The following is a 15,106-nucleotide window of genomic DNA, read 5'->3' as shown; positions in this document are numbered from 1 at the left end:
TGGCGATGCACGCACCCGAACCACGGGCCACCCCCGACGAACCTCCGGCGGCAACCACTAGTCGTCCCCACCGGAGGTCCTCCGCGTGTCCCGCGCCCCGGGCACGCACCTCACGGCGTACGAGGTCCTCGATCCTCCGACACCGACTGCCCGCCCCACGTACGATGAACTCACCCCCCCCAGCCCCCGAGGTGAGATGTCCGACCGCCTGATCGAGCCCGGCGCCCGGTTCGGCGACCCTTCGGTCGGAGCGGGTCCGGTGCGGCCGCGCCGCCCCGGCGGGGTCGACTGGACCTCGAGCGACTCTCGAGACGCCCTGCACCTGATCGCGGAGGGCGTGACCGAGGTGGCCGGCTTCGGAGTCGCGGCGATCAGCGTCGCCCGCGACGACGGTTACATGCAGGTGATGGCGGTCGCCGGCAGCGACGACGCCCGCCGCACGCTCGAGGGCGCCCGCACCCCGATCGCGGAGCTGATGGAGGAGGTCGCCAAGGCCGACGACTGGGGTCTGCTGAAGTTCGTCCCGCACGAGCGGCTCGACCTCGACGAGGGAAGCTGGGGGTGGGTCCCCGACTACGAGCCCCTCGACGTCCCGGACGCCTGGCACCCACTCGACCTCCTCGTAGCACCGCTGCGCGACGCCGATGGCGTGCTGCGCGGCTCGCTGAGCATCGACCTGCCCCGCGACGGCCGCCGCCCCGACGCCGCGCAGCGCCGGCTGCTCGAGCTGTACGCCGCGCAAGCCGGCCGCGCGGTGGTCACCGCGCTGGAGCGTGAGGCGCTGGCCGAGCAGGTGCGGCTCGCCGAGGCGGCCCGCACGATCGTGCGCCGGGCCAGCGCCAAGCTCAGCCTGGAGCAGGTGCTCGCGGAGAGCCGGGAGGCCCTGGTCGAGGGCTTCCGGGCGGCGGGCCTGTGGATCCAGACCCTCCACGAGGGCGGCCAGGGCGCGATCCACACCGCCTCGTCCGCGCGGATCAGTCCGTCGCGGGACCTGATGGCCCTGGGCGACCGGGTGGCCAGGCAGACCTGGGAGGCGCAGGCCACCCTCAGCGTCGACGTGCATGCCGACGAAGCTGCCCCCTTGCTGACCTCCGAGGACTGGGCGCTGCTGCGTCAGCTCCTGGAGTCGCTGGGTGCCGGGTCGCTGCTGGCGACACCGCTGGGGGCCGGACCCGCCTGCCTGGGGCTGTTGGTGCTGACCCGCCGGCCGCACGCCCCCGAATGGAGCGACGTCGAGAAGGGCGCCGCGCTCGACATCGGCCACGACCTCGGGCACGCCATCCTCAACGCCCGACTCTTCGAGCGTGAGCACCGCGCCCGGGTCGAGCTGCAGGCCCTCGACACCTACAAGAGCCAGCTGATCGCGACGGTCTCCCACGAGCTGAAGAACCCGCTGGCCGCGATCCTGGGCCACCTCGAGATGCTCGAGGGCGTCGAGAACCTCGACCGGCGCACGCTCACGTCGCTGGCGGCCATCGACCGCGGCGCGCACCGGCTGGCGCGGGTCGTCGACGACCTGCTGCTGCTGTCCAAGGTCGGCGATCCCGACAACCCGGTGATCGCCACGCCGGTCGACCTGCGGCGCACCATCGAGGACGTCCTCGACCTGGTCGGCGTCCAGGCTCAGCGCAAGCGGATCACGGTGCGGCTGGAGACCGACGGCGACGATCTGCACGCGGCCGGTGACCCCGGGGAGCTGGACCGGGTCTGCGCGAACCTGCTCAGCAACGCCGTGAAGTACACCCCCGAGGGCCGCGGGGTGCTGGTGCGCCTGGCCCGGCAGGACGACCTCGTGGTGCTGACCTGCACCGACGAGGGCATCGGCATCTCCGCCGAGGACCAGAAGGGCCTGTTCACCGAGTTCTTCCGATCCAGCAACCCCGAGGCCGTGGCCCAGCCCGGCACCGGCCTGGGGCTGGCGATCGTCAGCCGGATCGTGTCTCGTCACGGCGGCCGGATCGAGGTCGAGTCCGCGCTCGGCGCCGGCAGCACGTTCCGCGTGTTCCTACCAGCCGCGGCCTGAGCCGAGATGTCCGTCGCCGGCGCGGCCGCGGCACCCGAGGGCGGGGGCCTGTTCGCCGCGCGCGTGGACGCCTGGCTGCCCGAGGAGTGGAGCCGACGGGCCCTGCGCGAGCAGCTGCAGGTGATCGCGGAGGCGGTGCGGGAGGTCGCCGGCTTCGGGGTGGTCGCCATCGGCGTCTTCCTGGAGACCGAGGAGCTGGAGCTGATGGCGGTCGCGGGCAGCGACCAGGCCCGGGCCGAGCTGCTCGGCGACACCGCCCCCGCCGGCTACATCCACACGATCCTGGCCCAGGCCGAGGACTGGGGTCGGCTGCGGTTCCTGCCACACGCGGAGGCGGTGACCTGGTCCGACAAGATCTGGATCGACGCCGCCCCGGAGGCCTACCTCGAGGAGCCGGCGTCCGCGGACGCCTGGCGGCCCTACGACGTGCTGATGGCGCCCGTCACCAACGACGCGGGCGACGTCATCGGCGTCCTCAGCTTCGACCAGCCGGCCGACGGGGTGCGCCCCGGACCGGCCGCGCGTGAGCGGGTCGGGCCCTACATCGACCGGGCCGCGGCGGCGATCCGCACCGCGCTCGAGCGGGACCAGCGCGCCGAGCACGTCCGGCTGACCGACGCCGTACGCCGCGTCGTGCGCACGGCGACGACCCGGATGCCGCTGGACCAGCTGTTGCTGGAGGTCACCGATGCCCTGCGGGACGCGTTCGAGGTGGAGCTGGCCCGGATCACCACGCTGCAGACCCCGTTCTCGCCGAGTCGCACGGTCACCTCGCCCCCGGTGCTCGACAACAGCGCCGGCCCCCAGCGTGACCTGCTCCTGGAACTGGCAGAGCGTTGCTGGGACGCCCACCGGGTGGCGGTGATCAGCGAGCACCGGACCTCTCCGGGATTGCTGAGCCCCGACGAGCACCGGCGCATCCTCGAGCGCAGCCTCGAGCGCGGGCTCGGGTCGCTGGTGCTGATGCCGATCGGGGCGGCCGGCAACTGCCTGGGCTGGGCGCTGCTGGGGCGGGTCGACACCTCGCTGGAGTGGAACGACCAGCAGGCGGCCGCGGCGCTCGACATCGGACACGACCTCGGCCGGGCGGTGCTGCAGGCCCAGCGGCTGGAGCAGGACAGCGCCCTCACCGCGGAGCTGCGGGCGGCCAGCGAGGCGAAGAGCAGGCTGATCTCCACGGTCGCGCACGAGCTGAAGAACCCGCTCGGTGCGGTCCTCGGCTACGCCGAGGTGCTCGCCGAGACCGACCACGGCCCGGCGTTCGCCACGTCGCTGCGCGGCATCCAGCGCAGCGCCGCCCGGATGCAGCGGATGGTCGAGGAGCTGCTGGTGCTCTCGCGGCTCGACGAGCGCGCGCTGGTGAGCAGTCCGGTCGACCTGGGCGAGCTGGTCGACGCCGCCGTGGCCCGGTATGCGCCGTTGGCGGCCGAGCGGGAGGTGTCGCTCTCCGCGGCGCGACCGGCCGACCCGGTGCGGGTGCTGGGCAGCGCCGTCGACCTGCAGCACCTCGTCGACGCGCTCGTGGAGAACGCGGTGACCTACAGCGCTGCGGGCGGCACGGTGCGGCTGAGCGTCGAGCGTCACGGCGACGACGCCGTGCTCACCTGCGCCGACCGGGGGTACGGCATCCCACCGGGTGACCTCGAGGAGGTGTTCACGGAGTTCTACCGCAGCACCAACGCGCGCGCGCTGGCCCACCCGGGCACTGGTCTCGGTCTGGCGATCGCCGCCAGGGTGACGCGCGCCCACGGCGGCCGGATCGAGGTCGACTCCACGCTGGAGGTCGGCAGCACGTTCCGCGTCCACCTCCCCGCCGCCCCCTGACGCCGACCCGTCACTGATTCACGTCGTTTCGCGGCGTGTCGGGGAACGATCGACGGCTCGCCGCCGCGCCGCATGGCGGAGCGGCAGCGGATCAGCAGCGGGTCAGCGGGCGAGCTTCTCCAGCAGCAGCGCCTCGGCGACGATGACCCGCTCGAACTCGGCGAGGTGCAGGCCCTCGTTGGCGCCGTGGGCGCGGGTGTCGGGGTCCTCCACGCCGGTGACCAGCACGCTGGCCTCGGGGAACGCGTCGAGGAACTCGGCGATGAACGGGATCGAGCCGCCGACGCCCATGTCGACCGGGGGGGTGCCCTCCCAGGCCTCGGTGAACGCTTCGCGGGCGGCGTCGTAGGCGGGGCCGGTGGCGTCGATCGAGGTGGCCTCGCCGTCGTCGACCAGCACCGTGGACAGCTCGGCGCCCCACGGCACGTGGGCGCGCAGGTGCTCCTCGAGCCGCGCTCGGGCGTTGGCGCAGGTGTCACCGGGGGCGACCCGCAGCGAGAAGCGGGCCCGGGCGGCCGGCACCAGCGTGTTGCTGGAGCCCTCCACCTTCGGCGCGTCGAGGCCGATGATCGACAGCGACGGCTGGGTCCACAGCCGCTCCACGACCGGGCCGGAGCCGATCCACTCGACGCCCGGGTTGGCGCCGGACTCGGCGCGCAGCCGCTCCTCGGGGTACTCCACGTCAGCGGCCGGGCCGCTGTGCAGGCCGTCGATGGCGACCCGTCCGGACTCGTCGAAGCACGACGAGATCAGCCGCGACAGCGTCATCAGCGCGTCGGGCACCAGGCCGCCCCACATGCCCGAGTGCACGGCGTGGGTGAGGGTGCGGACCTCGACGTCGAGTCGCACCAGTCCGCGCAGGCTGGTGGTCAGCGCCGGGACGCCGATGTCCCAGTTGCCGGAGTCGGCGATCACGATCACGTCGGCGCGCAGCCGGTCGCGGTACTGCTCGAGGATCGCGGGGAGGCTCTCCGAGCCGGTCTCCTCCTCGCCCTCGACGAAGACGGTGACGCTCACCGGCAGCTGGTCGCCGTGCACCCGCAGCGCGCCGAGGTGAGCGGCGATGCCGGCCTTGTCGTCGGCAGCGCCGCGGGCGTAGAGCCGGTCACCGCGCTCGGTGGGCTCGAACGGCGGGGAGTCCCACTCGGCGTGGTCGTTCTCGGGCTGCACGTCGTGATGGGCGTAGAGCAGCACCGTCGGCGCGCCCTCCGGCCCGGCCTTGTGGCCGATCACGGCCGGGTGCACACCACCCTCGACGTCGACGACGTCGACCTGGTCGAAGTCGGCCTCACGCAGCAGCCGGGCGACCTCCTCGGCGCTGCGGCGTACCTCGCCGGCGCGCTCGGGGTCGGCGCTCACCGACTGGATGCGGACCAGGGCCTCGAGGTCGCTGCGGACCCCTGGCAGCACCTCCTGGACCTTGTCGCGGATCTGCTGGGTGCGGGCGTGATCGGTCATGTGCGCCAACCTATCGAGCCGGCCCCGAGTCCTCACATCTGTGGGACCTCGGTCCCGGCCGCGTCGTCCAGCGGGCGTCCTCCCGCCAGGCGGCCACCCTTCGGCGCTCAGCCGTTGTTGACGACCGCCTCGACGGTCCGGCCGCTGGCGTCGACCGCCACCACGAAGAGGGTGGTGGCCGCGAACCCGGCGCGGCGCAGCGTGTAGGTCCCCTGGGGAGGACCGGCGGACCGGGCCGAGAAGGTCAGGCTGAAGGACCCCTCGGCACCGGCCGCGGCAGACGGCAGGTCGTCCACGGCGGTCAGCCGCAGCACCCAGGCCCGCGAGCCGTTGCCGAGTCGGAACTGCCGGCCGAGGTACGGCGTGAAGCGCGACCGCAGGTAGGCGCCGGAGGCGGTCTCGACGCTCGCGGAGGCCTGCCCGGTCCGAGCCAGCGGGCCGAGCACGAGGGCGCTCGCCCCCAGCCGGACGAGGGCCCGTCGTGCGAGCGGTACGGGTGTCACGGTGCTCTCCTCGGGTGTGGATCGGTCGGGCATAGCATCGGTCCATGACCGACCTGGAGTGGCTCACCTACGAGCAGTTCGCGCCCCGGGTGGGCCAGCGGTTCGACGCCCGGACCGGCGAGCAGACCGTGGCCCTCGAGCTGGCCGACGCCTGGGAGAGCACCGAGCAGGGTGGCCCCGGGCCGCGGGGCGAGCAGCGGCGGCAGTTCTCGCTGGTGTTCCGCGGACCGGCCGAGCCGGTACTGCCGCAGGCGACCTACCCGTTGACCCATCCCGAGGTGGGTGAGCTGCAACTGTTCCTGGTGCCGATCGGCAAGGACGCGGACGGCGTGCGCTACGAGGCCGCGTTCGCCTGAGGCACGCGACCGCCCGGCGCGCCTCGCGGGACACCTCATGGCGCGCGCCATTCCATGCGCCGGTAGACGCCGTGTTCGGCGACCACGACGAACCCGAGGCGCGAGTAGAGGCCCGCGGCCCGGTTGTGGATCTCGACGTGGATGCTGAGCGACCGCCCCGAGGCCGCCGCCTCCGCCTGGAGGAGGCGGAGCAGGTGACTCCCCACCCCGGTTCCGCGGTACGCCGGGAGCAGGGCGATGTCGACGATGCGGACGTCGGTGGGGCGCCGGTCGACGTACAGCCGCCCGGCGGGCACGCCGTCGACCTCCACGACGTCGAAGGCACCGTGCGGGTTGTGCTGGCGGTACTGCACGTCCTGGGCCTCGAACTGCATGCGCAGGAATGCCTCGCGGGCACCGGGCGCCCAGACGACCTGGTCGAGCTCCTCGGCGCGCGTCGCGGCGTACACCTCGAGCAGGAACGGGCGGTCGGTGTCGGTCGTGGGCCGCAGCGAGACGACGCCGGCGGGAGCGGCGGCGTCGGTGGCGGGCGAACTGCTCATCGGGCTCAGCCTCTCGGCGGGAAGACGCCCTGCATCGCGATGCAGAAGTAGAACGTCAGGTAGGGCTGCATGTTGTTGTGCGGCAGGCCGCCGCCGGTGGGCGCAAGCGCCCCCGGGGCCAGCTGGGCGTCCGTCGTGGACTGGTAGAGGGTCCCTCCCGTGGAGTTGGCGTAGACCGCGGAGGGGCTCGGGACGTTCACGTCCCCGGGGTCCAACGTGTTCGCGCGCAGCGTGTGGGTGTGGTGCGGGATCTCGCTCTCCAGCAGCGTGACGGTCTCGCTGCCACCGCTCTCACCGAGATCGTGGAGGCTCAGGCCCGGCCCCTGACCGGGGTGCATGGGGGCGCGGCCCTGGAGGTCGGGCAGCGCGAAGTTCGACTTGCCGTTGCCGCCGTAGGTGGTGCCGAGCAGCGAGAACAGGGCGGTGTTCTGCGAGAGGGGCAGCAGCTGCCCGTCGCACCACGCCCAGCCTTTCGGTGCGAAGTTGAAGGGGAAGATCCGGATCTCGGCGACGAAGGGGTCGGCCATGGTCAGTGCTCGTTTCGCGGGGCTCAGGTCGGGGAGGGGAAGATGCCGAACAGCGAGATGATGAAGTCGACGCACAGGTAGGGCTGGAGGTTGGTGTGCGGCTGGCTTCCGCCCACCGGCGCGATCGCGGCGGCGTTGAAGTCGCCGGTGGGGCTGTCGTTGAGGTACGGCGAGACGTTGTACGACGGGCCGGGAACGTTGCCGGCCGGGCTGATCTGGTTGCCGGCACCCTCGGCGACCGCGAGGAGGGGGTGCGAGTGCGCGGGGATCTGGGGCACGGTGAGCGTGATCTCCTCGGCGCCACCCGTCTCGGCGAGGATGAACCCGTTGCCCAGGTGGATCGGGATCCGGCCGCGCAGGTCGGGCAGGGCGAACGTGTTCTCCCCGTCCCCGCCGTAGGTGGTGCCGATCAGCTGGAAGAGGGTCTCGTTCTCGGAGATCGGAAGGATCTGCCCCTCGCAGAACATCCAGCCAGCGGGGGCGAAGTTGCCGGCGAACATCCTGATCTCGCCGACGTAGGGCTGGGCCATGGCGGCGCTCCTTTCAGGTAGGGCTCGGGAAGATGCCCTGGAGGGCGATGCAGAAGCTGAGGGCGAGGAACGGCTGCATGTTCAGGTGCGCCTGGCTTCCCCCCACGTTGGTCACGGTGGCGGGGTTGAGCGACGTCGAGCCCGGCCCGGTCTGGTAGGCGTTGTTGGCCCCGCCGAGGAACCTTCCCGCCGGGTTCGCGCTGCCACCGGCAGCCACGGAGGACACGTTGACCGGGTGCGTGTGCTGGGGCATCTCGGCGATGGAGATCGTGTGCGCCTGCTCGCCGGCGCGCTCCCCGAGCGTGTGCCCGGCGCCGACATGGATCGGCGTCCGCCCGCGGAGGTCGGGCAGGGCGAAGGTCGTCTGCCCGTTGCCGCCGTAGGTGGTGCCGAGCAGGGAGAACAGCGCCTGGTTCTGGTTGATCGGGAGGAACTGCCCGTTGCACTGCGCCCACCCCCTCGGGGCGAAGCCGAACGACATCAACCGGATCTCGGACAGGAAGGGCTCGGCCATGGTCGGTCTCCTCTCGGTGGGGGTCGGGGGTGTCTGGGCAGGTCTGGGCGGGCCTCACCGGTCAGGGGCAGCCTTGGCCGGTGAAGCCTCCACCCGAGCCGGGATAGGCGGCCGAGGCCGACACGTCCGTACCAGCGCCGTTGGCGGCGCTCACGAACGCCGACACGGCAGTGGTGTCGCCCGCGACGCCGGGGTAGCCGGGGAGCCGGAACGTCGTGCTCTGCCGCTGCCGGAGCCGTACGTCGAAGTTGCCGGAGTTCGAGCCGCTCGCCGACAGCGTGTTGCCGGTGATCACGCCGCACGCGAGGAACGAGTCACTGGGTGTGACGCCGATGTTGAAGTGGAGGCCGTACTTCTGGAATCCCACGGTGCCAGAGGAGTTGCCCGGCTGCTCGATCGTGTTCCCGGTGATCGTGGTGACGACCGTGCCGTCCGCGACCACGCCGGCGCCTGCCTGCACGTCGATGCCGAAGTTGTTGTACTGCCGGATCTGGTTGCCGGCGACAGACCAGCGCTGCGTCCCACCGCCGGCGTGCTGGATCTTCACCCCGGAGCCCTCCGCCGAGCCGGAGTTGGCCACCCCGCTCACCCCGACGATGTTGTTCTGGAACGTGCCGGTCTGGCCCGCGGATCCGGGTGTCTTCACCAGGAGGACGGCGGTGCCGACCGCGTCGCGGAAGCTGTTGCCGCTGATCGTCATGGTGGTGCCGGCGCCGGTGCCGCCCGAGAAGAGCGAGACGCCGCCGCCGCCGGTGGCGATCGTCGAGTTTGCGTTGCTGAACGTGTTGCCGGTCAGCACCAGGTCACCGGCGCCGGAGCCGATGTGGTCGAACTGCAGCAGGTCGCCGCCGGCGCTGCTGAACGTGCTGTCGGTGATGGTCGCCTGCAGCTGGCCGGCCCCGGCCGTCGACCCCAGGAACACCGCGTCGTTGGTCGGCCGGTCGCTGCCGAGACCGAACGTCGTCCGGGTGATCGTGAGCCGGTTCAGCGAGCCGGTGTCGTTCTGCACCCGCAGGTTGTCCTCGAAGCCGCCGCTGATGTGACTGTCGGTGATCGATGCCGCGCCGGCGAGGTTCTCGAACCGGATGCTCGAGTCGTCGAACGGGGTGCCGCCGTTGTTGCCGTTGGCGCCGTTCACCACGCTGTCGGCCAGCGTGAAGCCGGTGACGCCGGTGCCCCGGATGGCGTAGTTGGTGTGGTCGTGGATCCACATCCGGGTGAGCGACGGGCCGAGGGTGTTGGCCAGCACGATGCCGGTGCCGGTCGGGGTGGCGCCCGAGTCGTCGCCGCCGGAGCCGTTGGCGATGACGCCGCCGCTGCAGCCCGCGGACGACGCGGCCGTGCAGGTGCCGCCTGCACCGGTGACGACCAGGCGGCCGGAGCTGCCCGTGGTGCTGAGCAGGATGCCGCGGGGCGCCCCGTTCGAGGTGATGCTCTGGAAGGTCAGGCCGTCGCCGTGGATCGCCGTGTTGGTGACGGTGAGCGCGGTGGCCGAGGTGGTGGTCAGCGCGTTGGCCGCTGCTCCGGCCGGGTCGGTGACCGCCACCGTGCCGCCGTCGGTCGCGGAGAACGCCGGGTTCGTGCCCGTGGACAGGGTGACCCCGCCGTCGAAGCGGACCGTCGCGCCGGTGTTCGCGCTCAGGGCGATGCCCTGCCCGCTCCCGTTGTCCCCGTCGGTGATCGTCCCGTTGAAGTCCTTGGTGCCGCCGGTCGCGTTCGCCACCCGCACCAGCTGGCCGACGTCGTCGGTGATCGTGCCGTCGTACGTGACCGCGCCGGTGCCGCCGTCCAGGTCGAAGTCGACTTCGGTGGCGTTGCTGATCGCGCTGCTCGGACCGGCGCTGAACGTGCCGGACCCGAGGCCGGACAGGTTGACCCCGTCGTGCGCGCTGTCGGTCGAGATGACGGTGTCGAAGCCCAAGGTGGCACCGGCGGTGCCGGTGACGTCGATGGCCGGGCCGCCCACGGCCGTGACGTTCGCGGTCCCGGAGGCGGGGACCGTGACCGTGCCGGCGTTGCCGAGCGCGAACGCGGCCGTCGCCCCGGAGGTCGTGGCCAGCGCCAGGTTCGAGAACGTCGTGCTCCCGGTGGTGGTGACCAGCGACACCGCCCCCGACGAGGAGCCGGTCACGGTCAGCGCGTCGAAGACGCTGGTGCCGAGCCCCGTGCCGGTCACGTCGAGGGCTTTGGCACCCTTGGTCGTGACCGACACCGTGCCGGCGTCGGCGAACGTGACGGTGCCCGCGTTGCTCAGGCGGACACCGACCGAGCCGGCCGACGTGCCGGTGGCCGCGCTGTTGTCGACGACGAGGTCGGAGATCGACCAGGTGCCGCTGGTGCCGTCCAGCTCGAGGCCCGGCTGGGTCCCGGCGACACCGGTGTCGACGATCTGCACGTCCGCGATCGTGCCTGCCGCGTCGCCCGCGCCACCGGCGATGCCGCCGCCACTGCCCTGGGGGTCGATCCGGAGCCCGCGGACCGTGTTGCCGGCGGCGAGCGAGACGACGTCGGCGCCAGCGTTGGCCACGATCGGGCGGGCGCCGGCGACGCCGGCGGCCAGCAGGTGGCCGCCGACCTCGAGGTCGGCGAGCTCGCCGAGCAGGCGCTGGTCGGCCTTAAGGTCGATGCCGGCCGCATGGCCGGTGGCGGTGCCGTCGCCCTCGTAGAGGTAGATCGTGTGCCCGGTGCCGGACGCCGCCTGGGCCTGCACGAGCGTGTCGAACGGCGCCGTGGAGGTGCCGGCGTTGCCGGCCGCGTCGTTGGCGACGTACCAGACGCAGCCGCTGACGTTGATCGTCACCCGTCCGGTGTCGGTGCCCGGCGTCGGGGTCTCCTGGTCGGAGACCGTGTAGTCGAAGTGGTCCGAGCCGTCGGAGCAGCCGGGGGCAGGGGTGTAGACGAAGTCGCCGTCGGCTTGGAGCACGACCGAGCCACCGTCGTTGGTCGCGAAGGTGCCGGCGGTGACGGCGAGCGGTCCGGTGGTGTCGATGTCGGTGTCCCCGGCGAGGATGTCGCCGGTGATCGCCTTGCGGGGCCCGCTGTGCGCGGGCGCGGCGTCGGTGGGGTCGTCGACGACGAGCACCGTGTTGCCGACGGCGCTGCCGGCCCCGTCGAACAACTCGTCGTCGGCCACCGGTGCGTCGTTCACGCAGGTCACCGTGGTCGAGACGGTGGCGGTCGTGGGACCGCCGGCGAGGGTGTAGGTGAAGTCATCGGTCGCCGTGCCGGGCGGTTCGTTGCAGTAGTTCGCAGCCGGGGCGTAGGTCAGGCCCGTGCCGCCGCCGGTGATCACCACCGTGCCGTTCGCGGGCTGCGTGACAGCGGTGATCGTCTTCGGGCCACCGTCGACGTCGCTCTCGTTGGCCAGCACCGGGATCGCGGTGGCTCCGGAGTCCTCCGCCACCGTGGCGAGGTCGTCGACGGCGACCGGGTCGTCGTCCACGCAGGTGACGCTCACCGACACCGTCGCGGAGTCGCCGCCGTTGAGGGCGTAGGTGAAGGTGTCCGGCGTCGCGCCCGGTGGCAGGTTGCAGTAGTCGGCGTCGGGCTCGTAGGTCAGGCCCGTGTGCTCGCCCGCCGTCCCGCCGGTCAGCACCACCGTTCCGTTCACCGGGTCGGTCGCCGACGCGATCGTCATCGGCCCGCCGTCGACGTCGGTGTCGTTGGCCAGCACGTCGACGGCCGTGGCGCTCGAGTCCTCGGCCACCGTCTCGGTGTCGTCGACCGCGACGGGCGGGGTGTCGCAGATGACCGTGAGGCTCACCGTCGCGCTCGACCCGCCGACGAGCGTGTAGTCGAAGGTGTCCGGAGATGTGCCCGGGGGCTCGTTGCAGTAGCCCGGGTCCGGTCGGTAGGTCAGGCCGGTGTGCGCGCCCGCGGTGCCACCGGTCAGTGCCACCGTGCCGTTCGCGGGGTCGGTCGTCGAGGCGATCCTCATCGGGCCGGCGTCGATGTCGGTGTCGTTGGCGAGCACGTCGACCGCCGTCGCCGGGTCATCCAGGCGCACGGTCGCGACGTCGTCCACGGCGGTCGGGGCGTCGTCGACGCAGGTCACGGTCACCGACACCGTCGCACTCGAGCCGCCGTTGAGCGCGTAGTCAAACGTATCGGCCGTGCCGCCGGTCTGGCTGTTGCAGTAGTTCGGGTCCGGCTCGTAGGTCAGCCCCTCGTGCGCCCCCGCGACGCCACCGGTCAGCACCACCGTCCCGTGCGCCGGCTGGGTCGCCGAGGCGACCGCCAGCGGCCCGCCGTCCGCGTTGTCGTCGTTGGTCAGCACCTCCACCGCCGTCGCCGGGGCGTCCTCGTCCAGGGTCGGGCTGTCGGCCACCGCCGACGGCGCGTCGTCGACACACGTCACGGTCACCGACACCGACGCGGTGTCCCCACCGTTCAGCGTGTAGGTGAACGCGTCAGCCGACCCACCGGTCTGGCTGCTGCAGTAGTCCGCGTCCGGGGCATAGGTCAGCCCGGAGCCACCGCCGGTGATCACGACCGTGCCGTTCGTCGGCTGCGTCACCGTGGTGATCGTCTTCGGCCCGTCGTCGACGTCGGTGTCGTTGGTCAGGACGACGACGGCGGTCGCGCCGGAGTCCTCGTCGACGGTCGCGCTGTCGTCGACCGCCACCGGCGCGTCGTCGAGACAGGTCACCGTCACCGACACGGTGGCGGTCGAGCCGCCGTTGAGCGTGTAGCTGAACGTGTCGTCGGACCCGGCACCGGAGTTGCAGTAGTCCGCGTCCGGTCGGTAGGTCAGGCCGGTGTGCGCGCCCGCCGTGCCACCGGTCAGTGCGACCGTGCCGTTCGCGGGGTCGGTGGCCGATGCGACGACCTTCGGGCCACCGTCGGTGTCGGTGTCGTTGGCGAGCACGGCGACCGGCGTGGCGGCGGCGTCCTCGGCGACGGTGGCGCTGTCATCGACCGCTGTGGGCGGCGCGTCGCAGACGACGGTCACCGACACGGTCGCGGTCGAGCCACCGGCCAGGCTGTAGTCGAAGGTGTCCGGCGAGGTGCCGGGCGGGTCGTTGCAGTACGCCGGGTCGGGCCGGTAGGTGAGGCCGGTGTGCGCCCCGGGCGTGCCGCCGGTCAGCACCACGGTCCCGTGGTCGGGGTCGGTCGCCGAGGTGATTCGCTTGGGTCCGCCGTCGATGTCGGTGTCGTTGGCCAGCACGTCGACCGCGGTCGCCGTGGCGTCGAGCCGCACGGTGGCCGTGTCGTCGAAGGCGACCGGCGCATCGTCCACGCAGGTCACCGTGAGCGACACGGTCGCGGTGTCGCCCCCGTTCAGGGTGTAGTCGAACGTGTCGTCCGGGCCCGCCCCGGTGTCGCAGTAGTCCGCGTCCGGTCGGTAGGTCAGACCGGTGTGCGCGCCCGCGCTGCCACCGGTCAGTGCCACTGTGCCGTTCTGGGGGTCGGTCGCCGAGGCGATCCTCATCGGGCCGGCGTCGATGTCGGTGTCGTTGGCCAGCACGTCGACCGCCGTCGCCGGGTCGTCCTCGGTCACCGTCGCGCTGTCGTCCACGGCCGCCGGCGCGTCGTCGGCACAGGTGACGGTCACCGACACCGTCGCGGCGTCCCCACCGTTCAGCGTGTAACCGAACGTGTCCGGCGAGCCGCCGCTCTGGCTGTTGCAGTAGTCCGCGTCCGGTTCGTAGGTCAGCCCCTCGTGCGCTCCGGCCACACCGCCGGTCAGCAGCACCGTGCCGTTCGCCGGCTGGGTCGCGGCCGCGATCGACAGCGGCCCGCCGTCCGCGTTGGCGTCGTTGGCCAGCACGTCGACCGCCGTCGCCGCGTCGTCCTCGGCCAGGGTCGGGCTGTCGTCGACCGCCGACGGCGGGTCGTCGACACAGGCCACCGTCACCGACACCGACGCGGTGTCCCCACCGTTCAGCGTGTAGTCGAACGTGTCGACCGGCCCGGCACCGGAGTTGCAGTAGTCCGCATCCGGCTCGTAGGTCAGCCCCGAACCACCACCGGTGACCACCACGGTCCCGTGCGCCGGGTCGGTCACCGACACGACCGACATCGGACCTGCGTCGACGTCGGTGTCGTTGCCCAACACGTCGACCGGGCTCGCAGCGTCGTCCTCGGTCACCGTCACGCCGTCGGCCACCGCCACCGGCGCGTCGTCCACACACGACACCGTCACCGACACCGTCGCGGACCGGCCACCGTTGAGCGTGTAGTCGAACGTGTCCGGGGTGCCGCCCGACTGGGTGTTGCAGTGGTTCGGATCCGGTCGGTAGGTCAGCCCCGTGCGAGCGCCCGCGCTCCCCCCGGTGAGCACCACCGTGCCATTCGCGGGGTCCGTCGCCGACGCGATCGCCATCGGCCCGGCGTCGATGTCGCTGTCGTTGTCGAGCACGTCGAACGCGGTCGCGGGATCGTCCTCGGTCACGGTGGCGGAGTCGCCGACGGCGACCGGGGCGTCGTCGACGCAGGTCACCGTCACCGAAACCGTCGCGCTCGAGCCGCCGTTCAGCTCGTAGGAGAACGTGTCCGGCGAGCCGCCGGTCTGGCTGTTGCAGTAATTCAGGTCCGGGCGGTAGGTCAGTCCGGTGTGCGCACCTGCCGCGCCACCGGTGAGCACCACGGTGCCGTGCCCAGGGTCGGTGACCGAGGCGATGGCCAGGGGGCCGGCGTCGACGTCGGTGTCGTTGCCCAACACGTCCACCGCCGTCGCCAGATCGTCCTCGTCGACCGTCGCACTGTCGCCAGCCGCCACCGGCCGGTCGTCGACACAGGCCACCGTCACCGACACCGACGCGGAGTCCCCACCGTTCAGCGTGTAGTCGAACGTGTCGACCGGCCCGGCCCCGGAGTTGCAGTAGTC

General features: G+C 72.5%; 10 protein-coding genes. 3 read left to right on the top strand and 7 right to left on the bottom strand.

Annotation, left to right across the window (positions count from 1 at the left end):
* Nucleotides 1-196 precede the first annotated feature (196 nt).
* Together D6B71_RS13700 and D6B71_RS13695 are read left to right on the top strand one after the other, a co-directional pair.
* A complete protein-coding gene (locus D6B71_RS13700) occupies nucleotides 197-2,023 on the top strand; it encodes a sensor histidine kinase (RefSeq protein WP_121255991.1) in 1,827 nt (608 codons plus the stop codon).
* A 6-nt stretch (nucleotides 2,024-2,029) separates the two neighbouring features.
* The gene (locus D6B71_RS13695) at nucleotides 2,030-3,847 is read left to right on the top strand and encodes a sensor histidine kinase (RefSeq protein WP_121255989.1); all 1,818 of its coding nucleotides are present in this window, start codon (nucleotides 2,030-2,032) and stop codon (nucleotides 3,845-3,847) included.
* A 102-nt stretch (nucleotides 3,848-3,949) separates the two neighbouring features.
* Here the strand turns inward: D6B71_RS13695 and D6B71_RS13690 are convergent, their stop codons facing one another.
* Complete coding sequence (locus D6B71_RS13690) at nucleotides 3,950-5,305, bottom strand: dipeptidase (RefSeq protein WP_121255987.1); 1,356 nt, start codon at nucleotides 5,303-5,305, stop codon at nucleotides 3,950-3,952.
* 107 nt (nucleotides 5,306-5,412) lie between these two features.
* A complete protein-coding gene (locus D6B71_RS13685; RefSeq protein WP_126688273.1) occupies nucleotides 5,413-5,808 on the bottom strand; it encodes a DUF6916 family protein in 396 nt (131 codons plus the stop codon).
* 44 nt (nucleotides 5,809-5,852) lie between these two features.
* Between D6B71_RS13685 and D6B71_RS13680 the strand changes: the two genes are divergently transcribed.
* Nucleotides 5,853-6,164: a DUF6916 family protein gene (locus D6B71_RS13680; RefSeq protein WP_121255983.1), complete on the top strand. Its 312-nt coding sequence runs from the start codon at nucleotides 5,853-5,855 to the stop codon at nucleotides 6,162-6,164.
* 35 nt (nucleotides 6,165-6,199) lie between these two features.
* On the opposite strand, the gene D6B71_RS13675 is transcribed toward D6B71_RS13680, so the two are convergent.
* From D6B71_RS13675 to D6B71_RS13655, 5 genes are all read right to left on the bottom strand, one after another.
* Nucleotides 6,200-6,706 carry a GNAT family N-acetyltransferase gene (locus tag D6B71_RS13675; RefSeq protein WP_121255982.1) on the bottom strand — a complete coding sequence of 169 codons (507 nt, stop codon included), beginning with the start codon at nucleotides 6,704-6,706 and terminating at the stop codon, nucleotides 6,200-6,202.
* 5 nt (nucleotides 6,707-6,711) lie between these two features.
* Complete coding sequence (locus D6B71_RS13670; RefSeq protein ID WP_121255980.1) at nucleotides 6,712-7,233, bottom strand: phage tail protein; 522 nt, start codon at nucleotides 7,231-7,233, stop codon at nucleotides 6,712-6,714.
* Between the two features lie 23 nt (nucleotides 7,234-7,256).
* Nucleotides 7,257-7,763 carry a phage tail protein gene (locus D6B71_RS13665; RefSeq protein WP_121255978.1) on the bottom strand — a complete coding sequence of 169 codons (507 nt, stop codon included), beginning with the start codon at nucleotides 7,761-7,763 and terminating at the stop codon, nucleotides 7,257-7,259.
* 13 nt (nucleotides 7,764-7,776) lie between these two features.
* Entirely contained in the window at nucleotides 7,777-8,277 is a 501-nt protein-coding gene (locus D6B71_RS13660; RefSeq protein WP_121255976.1) for a phage tail protein, read from the bottom strand.
* Nucleotides 8,278-8,338: 61 nt separating this feature from the next.
* The gene (locus D6B71_RS13655) at nucleotides 8,339-15,028 is read right to left on the bottom strand and encodes an Ig-like domain-containing protein (protein WP_206051759.1); all 6,690 of its coding nucleotides are present in this window, start codon (nucleotides 15,026-15,028) and stop codon (nucleotides 8,339-8,341) included.
* Between the last annotated feature and the right edge of the window lie 78 nt (nucleotides 15,029-15,106).

Origin of the sequence: Nocardioides ferulae, from assembly GCF_003660455.1 — a bacterium.
Classification (GTDB): domain Bacteria; phylum Actinomycetota; class Actinomycetes; order Propionibacteriales; family Nocardioidaceae; genus Nocardioides; species Nocardioides ferulae.
Note: the sequence above shows the minus strand (reverse complement) of the source record. Positions and strands in the feature narration are given on the sequence as shown.

Bases quoted from the DNA above. Each gene is read 5' to 3' on its own strand.
- D6B71_RS13700 (WP_121255991.1), top strand. From the start codon at position 197: ATGTCCGACCGCCTGATCGAGCCCGGCGCCCGGTTCGGCGACCCTTCG.
- D6B71_RS13695 (WP_121255989.1), top strand. From the start codon at position 2,030: ATGTCCGTCGCCGGCGCGGCCGCGGCACCCGAGGGCGGGGGCCTGTTC.
- D6B71_RS13690 (WP_121255987.1), bottom strand. From the start codon at position 5,305: ATGACCGATCACGCCCGCACCCAGCAGATCCGCGACAAGGTCCAGGAG.
- D6B71_RS13680 (WP_121255983.1), top strand. From the start codon at position 5,853: ATGACCGACCTGGAGTGGCTCACCTACGAGCAGTTCGCGCCCCGGGTG.
- D6B71_RS13675 (WP_121255982.1), bottom strand. From the start codon at position 6,706: ATGAGCAGTTCGCCCGCCACCGACGCCGCCGCTCCCGCCGGCGTCGTC.
- D6B71_RS13670 (WP_121255980.1), bottom strand. From the start codon at position 7,233: ATGGCCGACCCCTTCGTCGCCGAGATCCGGATCTTCCCCTTCAACTTC.
- D6B71_RS13665 (WP_121255978.1), bottom strand. From the start codon at position 7,763: ATGGCCCAGCCCTACGTCGGCGAGATCAGGATGTTCGCCGGCAACTTC.
- D6B71_RS13660 (WP_121255976.1), bottom strand. From the start codon at position 8,277: ATGGCCGAGCCCTTCCTGTCCGAGATCCGGTTGATGTCGTTCGGCTTC.